This window comes from Streptomyces sp. NPDC058373, from assembly GCF_042723275.1.
GTDB lineage: Bacteria > Actinomycetota > Actinomycetes > Streptomycetales > Streptomycetaceae > Streptomyces.
Map to the genome: position 1 here is coordinate 14934 of NZ_JBHXJE010000008.1, position 15463 is coordinate 30396.

At 75.1% G+C, this 15463-nt stretch carries 18 protein-coding genes and 6 tRNA genes; 13 read left to right on the forward strand and 11 right to left on the reverse strand.

Going from position 1 to position 15463, the window contains the following annotated elements; genetic code table 11:
- Window positions 1-18: 18 nt before the first annotated feature.
- The 3 genes from cobA (at window position 19) to ACFWMZ_RS07495 (ending at window position 2428) form a co-directional block, all read left to right on the forward strand.
- The gene (gene cobA / locus ACFWMZ_RS07485) at window positions 19-1266 is read left to right on the forward strand and encodes a uroporphyrinogen-III C-methyltransferase (protein WP_383199998.1); all 1248 of its coding nucleotides are present in this window, start codon (window positions 19-21) and stop codon (window positions 1264-1266) included.
- Window positions 1267-1297: 31 nt separating this feature from the next.
- Window positions 1298-2101: a TrmH family RNA methyltransferase gene (locus ACFWMZ_RS07490; protein ID WP_383183847.1), complete on the forward strand. Its 804-nt coding sequence runs from the start codon at window positions 1298-1300 to the stop codon at window positions 2099-2101.
- Between the two features lie 90 nt (window positions 2102-2191).
- On the forward strand, window positions 2192-2428 hold the full coding sequence (locus ACFWMZ_RS07495; protein ID WP_383183849.1) for a hypothetical protein: 237 nt from the start codon (window positions 2192-2194) through the stop codon (window positions 2426-2428).
- 127 nt (window positions 2429-2555) lie between these two features.
- On the opposite strand, the gene ACFWMZ_RS07500 is transcribed toward ACFWMZ_RS07495, so the two are convergent.
- The 3 genes from ACFWMZ_RS07500 to ACFWMZ_RS07510 all read right to left on the reverse strand — a co-directional run bounded on the left by ACFWMZ_RS07500 (window position 2556) and on the right by ACFWMZ_RS07510 (window position 5955).
- Complete coding sequence (locus ACFWMZ_RS07500) at window positions 2556-3386, reverse strand: hypothetical protein (protein WP_383200001.1); 831 nt, start codon at window positions 3384-3386, stop codon at window positions 2556-2558.
- 47 nt (window positions 3387-3433) lie between these two features.
- Window positions 3434-4432, reverse strand: a complete 999-nt coding sequence (locus ACFWMZ_RS07505) for a hypothetical protein (RefSeq protein ID WP_383200004.1) — start codon at window positions 4430-4432, stop codon at window positions 3434-3436.
- Between the two features lie 209 nt (window positions 4433-4641).
- Complete coding sequence (locus tag ACFWMZ_RS07510; protein WP_383184231.1) at window positions 4642-5955, reverse strand: protein kinase; 1314 nt, start codon at window positions 5953-5955, stop codon at window positions 4642-4644.
- 555 nt (window positions 5956-6510) lie between these two features.
- On the opposite strand from ACFWMZ_RS07510, the gene ACFWMZ_RS07515 reads away from it, so the two are divergent.
- The 3 genes from ACFWMZ_RS07515 (at window position 6511) to ACFWMZ_RS07525 (ending at window position 8277) form a co-directional block, all read left to right on the forward strand.
- Window positions 6511-6720 (forward strand): hypothetical protein, encoded by a 210-nt coding sequence (locus tag ACFWMZ_RS07515; protein ID WP_383184229.1) that lies wholly within the window; start codon window positions 6511-6513, stop codon window positions 6718-6720.
- Window positions 6721-6925: 205 nt separating this feature from the next.
- Complete coding sequence (locus ACFWMZ_RS07520; protein WP_383200007.1) at window positions 6926-7885, forward strand: phosphotransferase; 960 nt, start codon at window positions 6926-6928, stop codon at window positions 7883-7885.
- A 71-nt stretch (window positions 7886-7956) separates the two neighbouring features.
- Complete coding sequence (locus tag ACFWMZ_RS07525; protein WP_383184225.1) at window positions 7957-8277, forward strand: zf-TFIIB domain-containing protein; 321 nt, start codon at window positions 7957-7959, stop codon at window positions 8275-8277.
- A gap of 128 nt (window positions 8278-8405) precedes the next feature.
- On the opposite strand, the gene ACFWMZ_RS07530 is transcribed toward ACFWMZ_RS07525, so the two are convergent.
- From ACFWMZ_RS07530 to ACFWMZ_RS07550, 5 genes are all read right to left on the reverse strand, one after another.
- Window positions 8406-8480, reverse strand: a tRNA-Val gene (locus ACFWMZ_RS07530).
- Between the two features lie 52 nt (window positions 8481-8532).
- A tRNA-Val gene (locus ACFWMZ_RS07535) sits at window positions 8533-8604 on the reverse strand.
- Window positions 8605-8627: 23 nt separating this feature from the next.
- Window positions 8628-8699, reverse strand: a tRNA-Val gene (locus ACFWMZ_RS07540).
- 1 nt (window position 8700) lies between these two features.
- Window positions 8701-8774: transfer RNA gene (locus ACFWMZ_RS07545), tRNA-Cys, on the reverse strand.
- A gap of 32 nt (window positions 8775-8806) precedes the next feature.
- A tRNA-Gly gene (locus ACFWMZ_RS07550) sits at window positions 8807-8879 on the reverse strand.
- A gap of 145 nt (window positions 8880-9024) precedes the next feature.
- On the opposite strand from ACFWMZ_RS07550, the gene ACFWMZ_RS07555 reads away from it, so the two are divergent.
- From ACFWMZ_RS07555 to ACFWMZ_RS07565, 3 genes are all read left to right on the forward strand, one after another.
- Complete coding sequence (locus tag ACFWMZ_RS07555; RefSeq protein WP_383184100.1) at window positions 9025-10092, forward strand: chorismate-binding protein; 1068 nt, start codon at window positions 9025-9027, stop codon at window positions 10090-10092.
- Window positions 10089-10910 carry an aminotransferase class IV gene (locus ACFWMZ_RS07560; protein WP_383184098.1) on the forward strand — a complete coding sequence of 274 codons (822 nt, stop codon included), beginning with the start codon at window positions 10089-10091 and terminating at the stop codon, window positions 10908-10910. The genes ACFWMZ_RS07555 and ACFWMZ_RS07560 overlap by 4 nt, the downstream gene beginning before the upstream one ends.
- A 76-nt stretch (window positions 10911-10986) precedes the next feature.
- Complete coding sequence (locus tag ACFWMZ_RS07565; RefSeq protein ID WP_383184096.1) at window positions 10987-11826, forward strand: GNAT family N-acetyltransferase; 840 nt, start codon at window positions 10987-10989, stop codon at window positions 11824-11826.
- An 18-nt stretch (window positions 11827-11844) separates the two neighbouring features.
- Here the strand turns inward: ACFWMZ_RS07565 and ACFWMZ_RS07570 are convergent, their stop codons facing one another.
- Window positions 11845-12360, reverse strand: coding sequence for a DsbA family protein (locus ACFWMZ_RS07570; protein WP_383184094.1), 516 nt, complete (start codon window positions 12358-12360; stop codon window positions 11845-11847).
- 191 nt (window positions 12361-12551) lie between these two features.
- Here ACFWMZ_RS07570 and ACFWMZ_RS07575 point away from each other — a divergent pair, with 191 nt between their 5' ends.
- A complete protein-coding gene (locus tag ACFWMZ_RS07575) occupies window positions 12552-12989 on the forward strand; it encodes a hypothetical protein (RefSeq protein WP_383200010.1) in 438 nt (145 codons plus the stop codon).
- Between the two features lie 183 nt (window positions 12990-13172).
- Window positions 13173-13331: a hypothetical protein gene (locus ACFWMZ_RS07580; protein ID WP_023420323.1), complete on the forward strand. Its 159-nt coding sequence runs from the start codon at window positions 13173-13175 to the stop codon at window positions 13329-13331.
- A 21-nt stretch (window positions 13332-13352) separates the two neighbouring features.
- Here the strand turns inward: ACFWMZ_RS07580 and ACFWMZ_RS07585 are convergent, their stop codons facing one another.
- Both ACFWMZ_RS07585 and ACFWMZ_RS07590 read right to left on the reverse strand, forming a co-directional pair.
- Window positions 13353-13910, reverse strand: coding sequence for a CGNR zinc finger domain-containing protein (locus tag ACFWMZ_RS07585; RefSeq protein ID WP_383184090.1), 558 nt, complete (start codon window positions 13908-13910; stop codon window positions 13353-13355).
- Between the two features lie 236 nt (window positions 13911-14146).
- Complete coding sequence (locus ACFWMZ_RS07590; protein ID WP_003959770.1) at window positions 14147-14560, reverse strand: SsgA family sporulation/cell division regulator; 414 nt, start codon at window positions 14558-14560, stop codon at window positions 14147-14149.
- A gap of 188 nt (window positions 14561-14748) precedes the next feature.
- On the opposite strand from ACFWMZ_RS07590, the gene ACFWMZ_RS07595 reads away from it, so the two are divergent.
- Window positions 14749-15189 carry a TIGR02611 family protein gene (locus ACFWMZ_RS07595; protein WP_383184088.1) on the forward strand — a complete coding sequence of 147 codons (441 nt, stop codon included), beginning with the start codon at window positions 14749-14751 and terminating at the stop codon, window positions 15187-15189.
- Window positions 15190-15274: 85 nt separating this feature from the next.
- A tRNA-Val gene (locus ACFWMZ_RS07600) sits at window positions 15275-15346 on the forward strand.
- Window positions 15347-15463 lie beyond the last annotated feature (117 nt).

A 15463-nucleotide genomic window follows, 5' to 3' on the forward strand; every position in this document is an offset into this window, starting at 1 on the left:
CCCAGGAGCCGCACCGCCATGGCCCATTCCGCCGACCACCCCGCCTATCCCGTCGGACTCCGCCTGTCCGGGCGGCGCGTCGTCGTCCTCGGCGGCGGCCAGGTGGCCCAGCGGCGGCTCCCCGCGCTCGTCGCGGCCGGGGCCGACGTGCTCCTCGTCTCTCCGTCGGCCACCCCCTCGGTCGAGGCCATGGCCGACGCGGGCGAGATCACCTGGGAGCGCCGCCGTTACCGCGCGGGCGACCTCACCGACGCCTGGTACGCCCTCATCGCCACCAGCGACCCCGAGGCCAACACCGCCGCCTCCGCCGAGGGCGAGGCCCACCGCGTCTGGTGCGTACGCGCCGACGACGCCGAGGCCGCCACCGCCTGGACGCCCGCCACCGGCCGCAGCGCCGGGGTCACCGTCGCCGTCCTCACCCGCGACACCGAACGCCGCGACCCCCGCTACACCGCCGCCGTCCGCGACGCCGTGGTCGACGGGCTGAGGGACGGCACCCTGCTCGCCGCCCGCCGCACCTCCCGTGCCGAGTCCGCCGCGCCGCGCGTCGCCCTGGTCGGCGGCGGCCCCGGCGACCCCGACCTCATCACGGTGCGCGGCCGCCGCCTGCTCGCCGAGGCCGACGTGGTCATCGCCGACCGGCTCGGCCCCCGCGACCTGCTCGCCGAACTGCCCCCGCACGTCGAGGTGATCGACGCGGCGAAGATCCCGTACGGCCGGTTCATGGCGCAGGAGGCGATCAACGCGGCGCTGGTCGAGCACGCCAGGGCCGGCAAGTACGTGGTGCGGCTCAAGGGCGGCGACCCCTTCGTCTTCGGGCGCGGCATGGAGGAGGTGGAGGCGCTCGCCGAGGCGGGGATCGCCTGCGCCGTGGTGCCCGGCATCTCCAGCTCCATCAGCGTTCCCTCGGCCGCCGGGATCCCCGTCACCCACCGCGGCGTGGCCCACGAGTTCACCGTGGTCAGCGGCCACGTCGCCCCCGACGACCCGCGCTCGCTGGTCGACTGGGCGGCGCTCGCGAAGTTGCGCGGCACCCTCGTGGTGCTGATGGGCGTCGACAAGATAGGCGCCATCGCCGAGGCCCTAGTGGCCCACGGACGCGACCCGCACACCAGGGTCGCCCTCGTCCAGGAGGGCACCACGGCCGCCCAGCGGCGCGTCGACGCCACCCTCGCCACCGTCGCGGAGACCGTCCGCGCCGAGGACGTCCGGCCGCCCGCCGTCATCGTCGTCGGCGAGGTCGTGGGCGTCGGCCCGACCGCCTGACGCCGCCGCCACCGAACGGGAGCCCCCACCCATGGCCGTACCGCAGCCCGTCACCGACCCCGGCGACCCGCGCCTGCACGACTACACCGACCTCACCGATGTCGCGCTGCGCCGCCGCCGCGAACCGGCCGAGGGCCTCTTCATCGCCGAGGGCGAGAAGGTCATCCGCCGCGCTGTCGAGGCGGGCTACACCTTGCGCTCCCTGCTGCTCTCCGAGAAGTGGCTCGACGTCATGGCGGACGTCATCGAGGCCGCCGAGGCGCCCGTCCACCTCGTCACCCCCGTCCTCGCGGAGCAGGTCACCGGCTACCACGTGCACCGGGGCGCCCTCGCCGCCATGGAGCGCAAGCCGCTGCCGGACCCCGCCGACATCCTCGCCACCGCCCGCCGCGTCGCCGTCCTGGAGGACATCGTCGACCACGCCAACGTGGGCGCCGCCTTCCGCAACGCAGCCGCGCTCGGCGTGGACGCCGTTCTCCTCTCGCCCCGGTGCGCCGACCCGCTCTACCGGCGTTCGGTGAAGGTCTCGATGGGGGCGGTCCTCCAGCTCCCCTGGACCCGGCTGGCCGACTGGCCCGCCGACGCGGAGCTGTTCCGGCGCCACGACTTCCTGACGGCCGCCTTCTGCCTCGGCGAGAAGACGCTCACCCTGGACGAACTGGCCGCCCGGCGCCCCGAGAGGCTGGCCCTGATGTTCGGCACCGAGGGCGACGGCCTCTCCGCCGGTGCCCTGGAGGCGGCCGACACCTGGGTACGTATCCCGATGGACGCCGGGGTGGACTCGCTCAACGTCGCCGCCGCCTCGGCCGTGGCCTTCTACGCGACGCGGGGCTGAGTCCGGGGCGGCCTGGGCCGCCCGCAGGGCATCACCGTCACCGGCGGGAGCCTCTTCGCGGTCGACGCGGCGGGCAGGCGCCGGCTGGCGGTGTCGCTCGCCACCGAGAAGGCCGAGGTCGAGGCGGAGGAGCTGCCCGTCGGCCCGCCACCCGGCGCGGCGCCCGCGGTCGTCCCCGCCCTCTTCGCCGCCGGGCTGCCCGGCGTCCCCCGTCGCTTCGCCGGACTGGCCGCCGCCCCGGACGGCACGCTGCTGCTCTCGGCCGACGGCGAGGGCACGGTCGTACGGCTGACCCGCGAGGGCGCCGGGGGCCGGGCGGAAGGCTGACGAGGAGGCGGAAGGGCCCCCGGGCGCCCCGCCCTGGACGCACCGACGCCGCCCCGGCCCGCCGACTCCCGTTCCCGGGGTGGCAGGGCCGGAGCGGCGCTCGCGCGTGGCGGCCGGGTCGGCTCGGTCAGGACGAGGCGCTGCCTGCCGTGACCGGCACCCGGGCCCCGTTCTCGCCGTTCTCGCCGTCCGCCTGCTCGGGCTCGGCGGGCGCTCCCGCCCGGGGGACATCCGCCGGAATCCCCTTGCCCTGCCGGGCGCGGTGCGCCAGCCAGAGGTCGGCGAGGAGGTTGAGGACGAGACCGGCGGCGCCCCAGGCGGCGATGGTGAGCAGGTTCCCGCCGATGCCGTGGCCCCCGAAGTAGACCACGGAGCGGGCGATGTCCACGGCGGCGGGAAGCGGCAGCACGTCCTGGAGGGTACGGAAGACCTCCGGGACCATGGAGATCGGCAGACCGCCGCCGGAGGCCGGGACGCCCAGCAGCATGAGGACGATCATGACGGGGACGATCGCCGCGAGGCCGATGGTGCGGGTGAAGGCGCCGGCGGCCAGCGACACGCAGAAGATGGTCGCCGCGCCGGCGCCGATCAGCACCCACGCGTGCCCGTCGACCGCCCCGATCAGCACGTCGAAGAGCAGCCAGAGCCACAGCGCCATGCCGACCGCCCATCCCGCCAGCAGCGGCAGGAACTGACGGAACCGGCGCAGCTCGGGGGCGCCGCCCCGCAGCACGGCCATGATCAGGAACCCGGCCATGATCCAGGACGTCGCCACGTAAAGGCTGTTGGAGCCCATCGTGTCGTCCGCGGTCAGCGGACGTACGTCCTTCGTCTCCAGCGTGGTCCTCTGCCCCTCGGCGACCTGCTGGAAGACGGTCCGCAGGATCGTCTGCTGGCTGGGTCCGGCGGCGGAGGCGGTGTGCAGCTCGGCCGCGCCGCCCGGTGCCGTGGGCAGCACGTACGCCCCGGCGACCTCCTGGCCGGTGAGCTGCCCGGTGGCCTCCTTCAGGGAGGAGACGGGCAGGCGACCTCCTGGCCGGTGAGCTGCCCGGTGGCCTCCTTCAGGGAGGAGACGGGCCGCAGGTCGAACATGGCGCCGAGGCTCGGCTCCAGGCCCGCCACGGCCTGCCGTGCCTGGTCCTGGGTGGCGCCCACCACGGCCACCGGCATCTCCCGCACCTCGGGCTCGTGCATCGAGCCGCCCATCAGGCCGACCACGGCGACCAGGATCGACAGCGGGAAGAGGACGGCGGCGACGTACCGGCTCCGCGGGGCGCGCACCGGTCCGCCGGCCAGCGCGGGCAGCGGCTCCCCGGGGCCGGAGACCGCGGGGGCGGCGGGGATCGCGTGGCCGGAGCGGCGCTCCTTGAGCAGGCAGAGGGCGAGCGCGGCGACCGCCCACACGGCGAGGGTCAGGAGGTGCGAGCCGAGGCCGCGGCCGTCGAAGTAGAGCAGCGAGCGCAGCGCCTCACCCGCCGCGGGAAGGGGCAGCACGCCGTGCAGGAACTGGAAGAAGCCCGGCATGGTGTGGATCGACAGCGACAGGCCCGAGGAGGGCATGCCGAAGACCACCCAGAGCAGCATGCCGAACAGGACCGCCAACGGCCCGACCAGCTTGGTGAAGAGGAGCTGGGTCAGGGCGACGGCACCGGTGGCCAGCACGCCGACGCCGAGGAACTGGAGGTAGTGCCCGTCGACGGCGCCGACCACGGGACCCAGAATGGTCCAGATGACGGTGCTGGTCAGGGCCGACCAGCCCAGCGCCACCTGGTCGTCCCCGCCACCGACGCGCTGGGCGAACTCGCCGAGCGGGCCGGTCAGGGTCAGCCGACCTGGCGGGCCCGGTTCGTCCGCGCCGCCGTGCACGACCCGCAGACGGCGGAGATCATGCGCGACCTCGGCGACCAGGCCCCCGTGGCCTCCCTCGTCATCCGCTCGGTCGCCGCCCGCCTCGACCACTTCCCCGCCAACATCGTGCGGGGCAGGGCCGCCCTGATGACCCACATCATCACCTCGACCCGCGGAGAACGAGGAGCGCGCCGCCCGCGAGGCCATCGACCCCCGCTGGCGAGCCACCGGCGACTTCCTCTCCGACGCCATCACCCGGATGCTCCTCGCCCCGGTGAGCCAGGGCAGCCGCGATGTGCCCTGACGGGCGGACGGCCACGCTCACCCCGGAGCGACCCCGGCAGCGCACGACGGCAGGCCACGCGTCAACGGGCCACCGCGGTGACGCCGAGCGGAGCCCCGCCCCCCTGAGTCCCGCCGGGAAGAGCACCGACCGGCCCCTGGCACCCCTGAGCCGCCGCGATCCCCAACGCCACCATCAGCGTGACCACCACGAACACCACCAGCCGCTGCCGCAGCAGCCGCGGATTGGCGGGCCGCCGCCCGGTCCCCGTGTTCCGCGGCGCCGCGGACCGCTGCCCGGTCCGCGGTCGCTGGGGCGGCCGCTTCCCGCCGGTCCGCGGGTTCTGGCCGGTCCTCGGGCGGGAGGCGGAGTTCGGGTTCCGCGGCGGTTCGCCACCCGGCCGCCGCCCGCCCGTACGCGACGGCTGCGGCCGCGCCCCGGACGAGCGCGAGGGCGGACCGGGCTGCTGATGGTGCTGCGTGCGCTGCCCCTCGGGCGGAACCGTCATCCGTCCCGTCGGCCGGTCCTGCTCAGTGCGCGGCCCCGGCGGCCGCGCGTCCGTGGGCGCCTGCGCCTCGCGCGCCGCGATCTCCTTGAGCCGCAGCGAGAGCTCCAGCGTGCTCGGCCGCTCCTCCGGCGTCTTGGCCAGGCAGGCCAGCAGCAGCGGAGCCAGCGCGTCCGGCACGCCCGCGAGCTGCGGCTCCTCGTGCACCACGCGGTACAGCATCACCTCGGAGCTGCCGTGCCCGAACGGCGAGTCGGCCATCGCCGCGTATGCCAGCGTCGCCCCCAGCGAGAAGACGTCGGTGGCCGGGGTGACCACCGCGCCGCGCACCTGCTCCGGCGCGAGGAAGCCGGGGGAGCCCACGGCCGTCCCCACATGGGTCAGCGTCGAGGCCCCCGTCGCCCAGGCGATGCCGAAGTCGATGATGCGGGGGCCCTTGGGGGAGAGCAGGATGTTCGACGGCTTCAGGTCCCGGTGGACCACTCCCGCCTCGTGGACGGCGACCAGCCCCTCGGAGAGCGCCGCCCCGACCGAGGCCACGTCGGCGGCCGACAGCGGCCCCTCGTCGGCGACCTTGTCGTGCAGCGAGGGACCCGGTACGTACTGGGTGGCGAACCACGGCCGGTCCGCGTCCAGATCCGCGGCGACCAGCCGCGCCGTGCAGCCGCCCCGGATGCGCCGGGCCGCGGAGACCTCGCGCGCGAAGCGCGACCGGAACTCCTGGTCCTCCGCCAGGTCCGGGCGGATCACCTTCAGCGCCACCCGCTGGCCGCGCCGGTCGGAGCCCAGATAGACCACGCCCATCCCGCCCGCGCCCAGCCGCCGGTGAAGCCTGAACGAGCCGACGACACGCGGGTCCTCGCGTCGGAGCCGCATCATCGCCATGTCCATCTCCGCTGCCCGGTCCCTGTGACGAGCCACAGCTTACGGTTCCCCGGCCTCCGGCGCTCTCAGGCCGCGCCCTTGCTTGCGCGTCGATTCTGCGTGCGGTAGGCGCGAACTGAGCGCCGGTCATGAGCCGTTCGCCAGGCTTCTTGTTGACGCGGCGTCTGTTCAACAGGCCGTGTGACGGCATTCTCTGACGCCCCGTCGGGGGCGCGCCGACCGGCCCGCGGCTCCCTTTCCCGATCCCGCGCGGCCCGTCGGCCGGACACCCGCACGAGCCTCCGGACCACGCTCCGTACCCTCACGCCGCCTCGCACGCGTGAGCGAAGTCACCCGCGCACCCGCCGCGTCCCCTCGGGGAGATCCCGTACCTCCGGCGGGCCCTCTGCAACCACAGGAGTACGCCGTCGGGCCCCCGGTCATCCTGCGGGAGGCCCGCACATCGGTACGCCGGCATGACGCCCCGGCGGCGCCCCGCGCATAGATTTCTTCACAGGCGGCGGACACGGGCTGCGCATCACGGCCCGGGTTGCCGCCGTCCGAAACGAACAGGAGAGGACCATGGCTGAAGCGCTGCGCACCCGAGGACGCCGGACACTGGCGGCGTTCCCGGCCGTGCGGCCGTTCGGCCCGCCCCGCGGAGACCGGCGGCACCCGCTGGTCGCCACGGCGATGGTCCTTCCCCTGGCCGCCCTTCTCGTCGTCGTCTTCGGCGGCTGGGAAGCGGTGGTGGCACAGGCGTCGTCCGTAGGTGTGATGCTGGGGCGCTGACGCGCCCCGGTCCGGGAGAGCGGCCCGGGACCCCGTGGGGACGGGGGTACGACGGACGACAGGACGCCCGCGCGGTCACCCGCGCGGGCGTCTTCGCGTGCCCGGCCCGCCCGTGCGCCGGCCCGGGCGCCCAGCTCCCGCCCGGCGGTCACCGCACCCGCCGCCCCCGCAGGCACCCCGCCGGAGAGGGAGGCAAGCTGACCCCATGCCCCGCGAGGACCTGCACGCCACCCTGGCCGACCACGCCGCCGACCGAGCCCACCCCGTCACCCCGCCGACCCCCTGCTCCTGCCCCGCCCGCGTCCTGGCCGACCGGCCGGACGGCACCGTGGTGCGCCACGGCCACGTCGTCGTGAAGGCCCACACCCCGGCCACCCGTGCCCCCGGCGCGGCCGCCGCCCTGCGCGCCCGCCTCGCCGCGGCGGCCGCCCCCGCGCTGGCCGGCACCGTGCTGCGGCCCCTCGCCGGCGCCCCCGTCGAGGTCGGCGGACGCCTGCTGACCTGCTGGCCCTACGGCACCCCGGTCGACCCGGCGGCCCCCGGCGCCGCGCCCTGGGAGGAGACCGCCACGCTGCTGGCCCGCCTCCACCAGGCGCCGCCGACGGTGTTCGGCGGGGCCCCGCCCCGCGCCCGCGGCCCCGAGAAGGCCGGACACGCCCTCGCCCGGCTGTGGAACTCCCCGCTCCGCGGACCCGCCAGAGCGGCGGTCCTCGCAGCCGGGGCCGGAGCCGGAGCGGGTGCGGAGGAACGGCCCGGCACGGCCGTCTGCCACGGCGACCTCCACCTGGGGCAGTTGGTGCGCGACCCGGACCCCGGTCAGGGCTGGGTGCTGATCGACGTGGACGACATGGGGATCGGCGACCCGGTCTGGGACCTGGCCCGCCCGGCGGCCTGGTTCGCCTGCGGCCTGATGGCCCCGGAGGACTGGGTGCGCTTCCTGGCGGCGTACCGGGAGGCGGGCGGCCCGGCGGCGGGCCCGCCCGGCGAGGAGTGGCGCCAACTCGACGGCCCGACCCGGGCCCTGACGGCCCAGATCGCGGCGCAGGCGCTGGTCAAGGCGGAGCAGGCCGGGCGGCCCCTGGACGAGGACGAGTCGGCCTTCGTGGACGCCTGCGCCAGGATGGCCCCGCTCCCTCGCGGACGGAGCCTGGACGCCGCGACGTAGGGTGCCAGAGGCCGCGCCTGGGCAGGATCCCGGCGCAGGTCCCGTCCACAGGCGAGGAGTTGAGCCGAACCATGCACTGTCCGAAGTGCCACGCCCCGATGCACACCTACAACCGCAACGGCGTCCAGATCGAGCAGTGCGGAGGATGCCGGGGGATATTCCTGGACTACGGGGAGCTGGAGGCGCTGACCCGCCTGGAGTCCCAGTGGTCGCAGCAGGCCCCACCGCCCGCCGCCCCGCCCGCACCCCACGCGCCGCAGGCACCTCACGCGCCCCACGCTCCGCAGGCGTACCCGGCCCCGCCCGCCCCCGCCTGGGGTGCCCCGCACCACGGCGGCCACTACGGCCGCCGCCGCGACCGCGGCTTCGGCCGCATGCTCTTCTCCTCCTGACCCCACCGCTTCCGGCCGCACCCGGGCGGACCTCCACGTCGGAGGGGCCCGCCCGGGAGCGGCCACCGGAGACGGGGAGGACACGACGACGGAGCCCCCGACCGCCTGAGGCGACCGGGGGCTCCGGATGGTGCGCGATACTGGGATTGAACCAGTGACCTCTTCCGTGTCAGGGAAGCGCTCTCCCGCTGAGCTAATCGCGCGGGGCCGACCGCGACCGGAGACCGGCCGGAGTACGGGGGGTGTGGTGCTGCGTGCGCGATACTGGGATTGAACCAGTGACCTCTTCCGTGTCAGGGAAGCGCTCTCCCGCTGAGCTAATCGCGCGGGCGGAACCGCGAGGTTCCGAGTGGACGATACTGGGATTGAACCAGTGACCTCTTCCGTGTCAGGGAAGCGCTCTCCCGCTGAGCTAATCGTCCTTGGAGGTGGAGACGGGATTTGAACCCGTGTAGACGGCTTTGCAGGCCGTTGCCTCGCCTCTCGGCCACTCCACCACTGCGGGGGTTCGGGAAGATCCCCCACGCCGAGCGGACGACCAGGTTCGAACTGGCGACCTCAACCTTGGCAAGGTTGCGCTCTACCAACTGAGCTACGTCCGCTTGTCTTTCCCGTGGCGCTTGCGCGTCCCGGCGACGTGTTGAACTCTAGCGGATTCCTGGGCCAGTACAAAAACGCGTTTGCGCAGCGTGCTGCGGTGACCTCGGCGAGCGGCCGCGCCGGGCGCGCCGACCTAGACTCGCGCACGTGCACAGCCCCGCTCTCCCGCTCCCCCCGCTCGCCCGTTTCGGCGAGCTCCTCGCCACCGGTCTGCTCGACGTCACCCACGACCCCGAGGCGCTCGGTTCCGAGGGCTTCTGGGCGGTCGTCGCCTCCTTCGAGGGCCGCCTGACCTGCGCCCGCTTCGCCGACGTACGCCGCGAGCCGGTGCCCGCGCCGCGCCCCGGCGCCTGGCGGGGACCCGCCCCCGACGCCTGGGAGTCCTCCCTCGGGCACGCCGCGTACACGGACGGGGTGCGGCGGATCCGGGCCGCTGTCGCGCGGGGCGAGGTGTACCAGGCCAACCTCTGCCGGGTGCTCTCCGCGGCCCTGCCCGACGGGGCGGAGGCGGACGTCGACGCCCTGACCGCGCTGCTGGCCCGGGGCAACCCGGCCCCGTACGCCGGAACGATGCGCCTGCCGGGGCACGGCATCGGGGTGGCCACCGCCTCGCCCGAGCTGTTCCTGCGGCGCCGGGGGCCGGTCGTCGAGTCGGGGCCGATCAAGGGGACCGGCGCCACCGAGGCGGACCTCCTGGAGAAGGACTACGCCGAGAACGTCATGATCGTCGACCTGGTCCGCAACGACCTCGGCCGCGCCGCCGCCACCGGCTCCGTACACGTCCCGGAGCTGTGCGTGGTCGAGAAGCACCCCGGCCTGGTCCACCTCGTCTCCACGGTCCGCGCCACCCTGGCGGCGGACGTCGACTGGCCCGAGCTGCTCGCGGCCGCCTTCCCGCCCGGCTCGGTCACCGGGGCGCCCAAGTCGAGCGCGCTGCGGATCATCCGGGAACTGGAACCCGCCCCCCGGGGCCCCTACTGCGGCGCGATCGGCTGGGTCGACGCCGACCGGGGCACGGCCGAGCTGGCGGTGGGCATCCGCACCTTCTGGACGGAGCCCGCCGACGGCGGCGCGGTGCTGAAGTTCGGCACCGGCGCCGGGATCACCTGGGGCTCCGACCCCGAGCGGGAGTGGCGGGAGACCGAGCTGAAGGCGTCCCGGCTGCTGGCGATAGCGTCGGACGGACACGAGGCAAGTGGAGGAACCCTCACGTGAAGATCTGGCTCGACGGCGCCCTGCGGGACGCCGGTACCGCACGGGTGTCCGTCCTGGACCACGGGCTGACCGTCGGCGACGGCGTCTTCGAGACGCTCAAGACGGTCGGCGGCCGCGCGTTCGCGCTCACCCGCCACCTGGACCGCCTCGCCCGCTCGGCCCGCGGCCTGGGCCTGCCCGATCCCGACCTGGACGAGGTGCGCCGTGCGTGCGCCGCCGTCCTTCAGGCCGGCCCGCTGCCGATGGGCCGGCTGCGGGTCACCTACACCGGCGGCCTCTCCCCGCTCGGCTCCGACCGCGGCCAGGAGGCGCCCACCCTGGTCGTCGCCCACGGCGAGGCGCACCCGCGCCCCGAGACGACCGCCGTCGTCACCGTCGACTGGACCCGCAACGAGCGGGGCGCGCTGACCGGGCTGAAGACCACCTCGTACGCCGAGAACGTCGTCGCCCTCGCCCGCGCCCGCGAACAGGGCGCCACCGAGGCGCTGTTCGGGAACACCGCGGGGGCGCTCTGCGAGGGCACCGGCTCCAACGTCTTCGTCGTCCTCGACGGCGAGATCCACACCCCGCCCGTCTCCTCCGGCTGCCTCGCCGGGATCACCCGCGCGCTGGCCGTCGAATGGACCGGGGCCCAGGAGACCGACCTGCCGATGGACGTCCTGGACCGGGCCGACGAGGTCTTCCTGACCTCCTCGCTCCGCGACGTGCAGGGCGTGCACCGGGTCGACGGCCGCACCCTGGCCGACGCCCCGGGACCGGTCACGGCCAAGGCGATCCGGGTCTTCGCCGAGCGGTCCGCCGCCGACATCGACCCCTGAGCCCGGCGGCACGGCGGCCCGTACCGGCCGGGAACGGTGGTGACAGGCGGCGGTCGGCAGGGGTAGAACCACACCGATGACCACCACCCTGCGGCCCGCTGCGCCGCTTCAGCGCGAGCCCGACGGCACGGTCCGCCTCCGGCTGTACGACATCTGCGTCAACGGGCGGCCGGTCGGGAGCCTGCGCGTCGGCACCGCCCCCGGCTTCGGTCCCACCGTCGGCCTCCTGGACGGCCTCACCGTCGCGGAGGCCGACCGGGGCCGTGGCAGGGCGACGGTGGCGCTGCTCGCCGCCGAGGAGGTGCTGCGCGGCTGGGGCTGCACCGTGGCCCGCTGCGCGGTGCCCGCCGACGCCGGCCCCGCACTGCGCCTGGCCGCCGCCCTCGGCTGGACCGAGGGCGGCCGGAACATGGTGAAGCCGCTGCCGCCCACCCCACCGCCGCTCCCCGCCGGGGTCACGGCCCGCCCCATGACGCCCGAGGAGTACGCGGCCTGGGAGGCCGCCTCGCGCGCCGAGTACGCCCGGGAGTGGGCCGCCCGCGGCCTCACCGACGAGCAGGCCCGCGCCAAGTCCGAGGCCAGCCACCGCGTCAACCTCCCCGAAGGCCTCGCCACCCCCGGCGTCTCCTTCGGCGTGGTGGAGGCCGACGGCGCGGCCGCCGGCCACGTCTGGGTCGCCTCCCGCGAGGCGGAGCCCGGCACCCCCGGCTCGTACGTCTTCGACGTGGAGGTCCGCCCGCAGTTCCGGGGGCGCGGGCTCGGGCGGGCGCTGATGCTGCTCGCCGAGCGCACCGCCCTCGCCGGCGGCGACCGGGTCCTGGGTCTCCACGTCTTCGCGGGCAACACCCCGGCCCGGCGGCTCTACGACTCCCTCGGCTACACCACCACCCGGCAGCACTGGACCAAGCAGCTCTGAGGCCGCCGGGGCGGCGGGTCAGCCCGCGAGCAGCCGGTCCGCGATCTCCTCGATGCGGGCCCGCAGCCCCTGCTGGCTCTTGCCGCCGTCCAGCCGCTCGCCGCCGAGCACATAGGTCGGCGTGCCGGTGACCTTGAGCGCCTTGCCCTCGGCCTGGTCGGCGTCGACGATCAGGATGTGCCGCCCGTCGACCAGCGCGGTGTCGAACTCCTCGGCGTCCAGCCCCAGCTCCCCGGCCACCTCCACCAGGAGCGGCTCGCCCCTCCGGTCCAGCTCCTCGACCCGGTCCAGCACCGCGCGTACGTACTCCCACCCCTTGCCCTGGACCAGGGCCTCCTCGGCGGCCTGGGCGGCGGCGAAGGAGTGCCGGTGCTTCTCCAGCGGGAAGTGGCGCAGCCGGATGTCGAGGCGGTCGCCGTAGCGCTCGCGCAGCGCGTCGACGTCGCCGAGGGCCGCGCGGCAGTCGGGGCACTGGAGCTCGCACCACACGTCCAGGACGACGGGTGCGGGGGAGGGGGAGGAGGAGTCGTTCATGACCGACAGTCTTCCAGCCGCCCACCGGCCCGCCGAATCCGGAGCGCCGCCCGCCCGGCTGCCCGCCCCTGGGGAGGAGGGCGCCCCGGAGATCTCCCGGAGATCAGGCGGGTCCGGGGCCGGGGCGTGGCCATCCGCACCCCGGGCGGTGCAGGATGGAAGGAGTCCCACTCACCTGCCTGGAGGACCGGATGCTTGCCGAGACCGTGTGTTCAGCCGTGGCCGCGGCCGGCCTGGGCATCGCCGCCGTGACCGCCTACCGCAAGCGGTTCCTCACCGCGACGCGGATCGCCGCCTACGCCCTGGTCCCCGCCGGGCTCGTACTGACCGGCGCGGTCGCCTGGGTGGCCAGGACCGCCTTCAGCCCCACCGCCTGGGTCGGTTTCGGGGTCCTCGGGCTGGCCTGGGTGCTCTTCATGACGACCCGGGCCGTCGAGCGGCGCCGGGGGACCCGCAAGGAGCGGTCGGCCGGTTCGCCGGAGGCGGTGGCCGGGGCCACGCCGCCCGCGGTCGGCGGGAGCGCCGGCGCCGGGCGGGCGGCCCAGGCCCCCGCGGCGGGCAAGAAGCAGGCCGGCGGAGACGACGACTTCTCCGACATCGAGGCCATCCTCAAGAAGCACGGCATCTGAGACACGGCCGCGCGAGGCCGGTGGAGCCGCGCACCCCGTGGCGGCGTACGCCCCCGGGCGCGCGGCTTCGCCGTGCACGCCTTGGCGTGCCCGTGGCGCGCTCACGGGAACCGGTGAACCTGGCGGCTCTTCCCAGGCCGGCGGCGCTTTCGGGCTGACCGGGCGGGTCATGATCTCCGCGAGATGCTCGACACCACGCCTCCCGAACACGCCCCCGCCCGCCCCGACGCCGAGCGCCGCGGCTGCCTCTTCGCCCTCTCCCAGCCGCCCCTGATGATCTTCCTCCTGGTGATCGGCTGCCTGCTGATGCTCGGGGCGGTGCATGACCTGTTCCTGTTGTGAGCCGGGCGGCCGCCCCGGGACTCAGCCCGCCGCCTCCCGCCGCCGCGCCCGGTAGGCGGCCACGTGCAGGCGGTTGCCGCAGGTGCGGCTGGAGCAGTAGCGCCGCGAGCGGTTCCGGGAGAGGTCCACGAAGGCGTCGGGGCAGTCCGGCGCCTCGCACCGGCGCAGTCGCTCGCGCTCCCCGGCGACCACGAAGAACGCCAGCGCCATCCCGCCGTCGGCCGCCAGGTGGTCGGCGACCGAGGCGCCCGGCGCGAAGTAGTGCACGTGCCAGTCGAAGCTGTCGTGGTCGGTCAGCCGGGGCGTGGTCCCCGCCGCCGCCACCAGCTCGTTGATCACCAGGGCGGCGTCCTCGGTCCGCTCGGCCGCGAAGACCGCCTCGAACCGCTCCCGCACCCGGTGCACGGCGGCCAGGTCGGCCGCGCCCAGCTCGCCCACGTCGCTCACCCCGTGCGCGTCGACGAAGGCCCGCAGCGCGGCCACGTCGTCCAGCCGGTCGGGGCGGCCGTCGCCGGAGGCGGTGTTCACCAGACCGACCACGGCGTCCAGCGCACATCGGGTGTCGTGGGTGATCAGCACGGTCGCTCCCTGGCCTGGAGGTCGGGCCGGTGCCCGCCGGTGCTGGCCGATGGTAGACGAGCCGCCCGGAGCGCGCCGGAGGGCGCCGGGGCGCCGACCCGCCGGAGGACGCACGAGAGCCGCCCCCCGCGCCGGACGCGCGGTGGCGGCATTCGTACTCCGTGAGCGGTTGTCGGACCCCGGGCCGCCTCCCCGAGTCGGGCGGCCGGGCGGAGCTGGCACGCTGCCCGGAGGTGTTAACTCTCCGCCAGGATGTGCGACAGCTCCGTGTCGAGATCGAAGTGACGGTGCTCGGTGCCCGGGGGCACCGCCGCGTCCGTGCGCTTCAGGAAGGATTCCAGCGCCCGCGCCGGGGCTTCGAGCAGAGCCTCACCTTCGGGGGAGCTCAGGGCGATGCAGACGACGCCCTGACCGTGGCTGCGGGACGGCCAGACACGGACGTCGCCGGTACCGGTGGGCCGGTGCAGGCCCTCGGCGAGGAGGTCGCGGGCGAACACCCACTCGACCGTCTCCTCGGCTCCGGTGTGGAAGGTGGCGTGCACGGCATAGGGATCGGCCGTGTCATACCGCAGTCCTGCGGGAACAGGCAGTGAGGACTCGCTCGACACAACGAGGCGCAGGTGCAGCTCGCAGCTGACCGTGGTGTTCATAAGCGCCAGGGCCTTTCGCTCAGTGTGCGCTCGGGGATTCGCACGTCGGCGAAATCGACATGCCACCTACGGTGCCGTTGTAAACCCCTCTGGGCATTTTGCGAAGGTTGAGATACCTCGTACGGCCGAGTATTCACCACGGGTGCGGCCATTCCGGCGAGGCGGGCGCGTCGGGTACGTTTGTCCTCATGAATACGGGGAGTGACGAAGCCGGTTCCACCGCCGTTGCGGAGGACGAGGCGAAGAAGAAGCCTGAGCGGGAGCTCGGGTCGCGGGCGCCGAAGTTCATCCGGCGCAGCCGGGCCCTGCACCTGAGCTGGCAGGTGGGCGTCTTCATGGTGGGGCTGGCCGTCGTGGGGGCGGGAGTGCTGATGCTGGCCCTGCCGGGGCCGGGGTGGCTGGTGATCTTCGCCGGGATGGCGATCTGGTCCACCGAGTTCGTCTGGGCGCAGATGGTGCTGCGCTGGACGCGCCGGAAGGTCACGGAGGCGGCGCAGCGGGCGCTGGACCCGAAGGTCCGCCGCCGCAACCTCATCCTGACCTCGGTCGCCGTGCTGATCGGCGCCGCCCTGTGCGCGCTCTACCTCTGGCGGTTCGGGCTGACGCTGCCCTGGGACATCACCTGGTGAGGCCGGCCGTCCGCGCCCGGTCCGCGGGTGCGCGCGGGGGTGGCGGGGGCACCCGCTGACATGCGGTAATGTTCTCTCTGCGCCCGGGCGATTAGCTCAGTGGGAGAGCGCTTCGTTCACACCGAAGAGGTCACTGGTTCGAACCCAGTATCGCCCACCCCGGGGCTGCGGCCCGAAGGCTTCCGGCCTTCGGGCCGCAGCCATGTGCGGGCCCGGCTCCCGTGCCGCGCGCTGTGACGCCGGGTGACCGCGGCGGCCGGTGCGGGGATCCGCG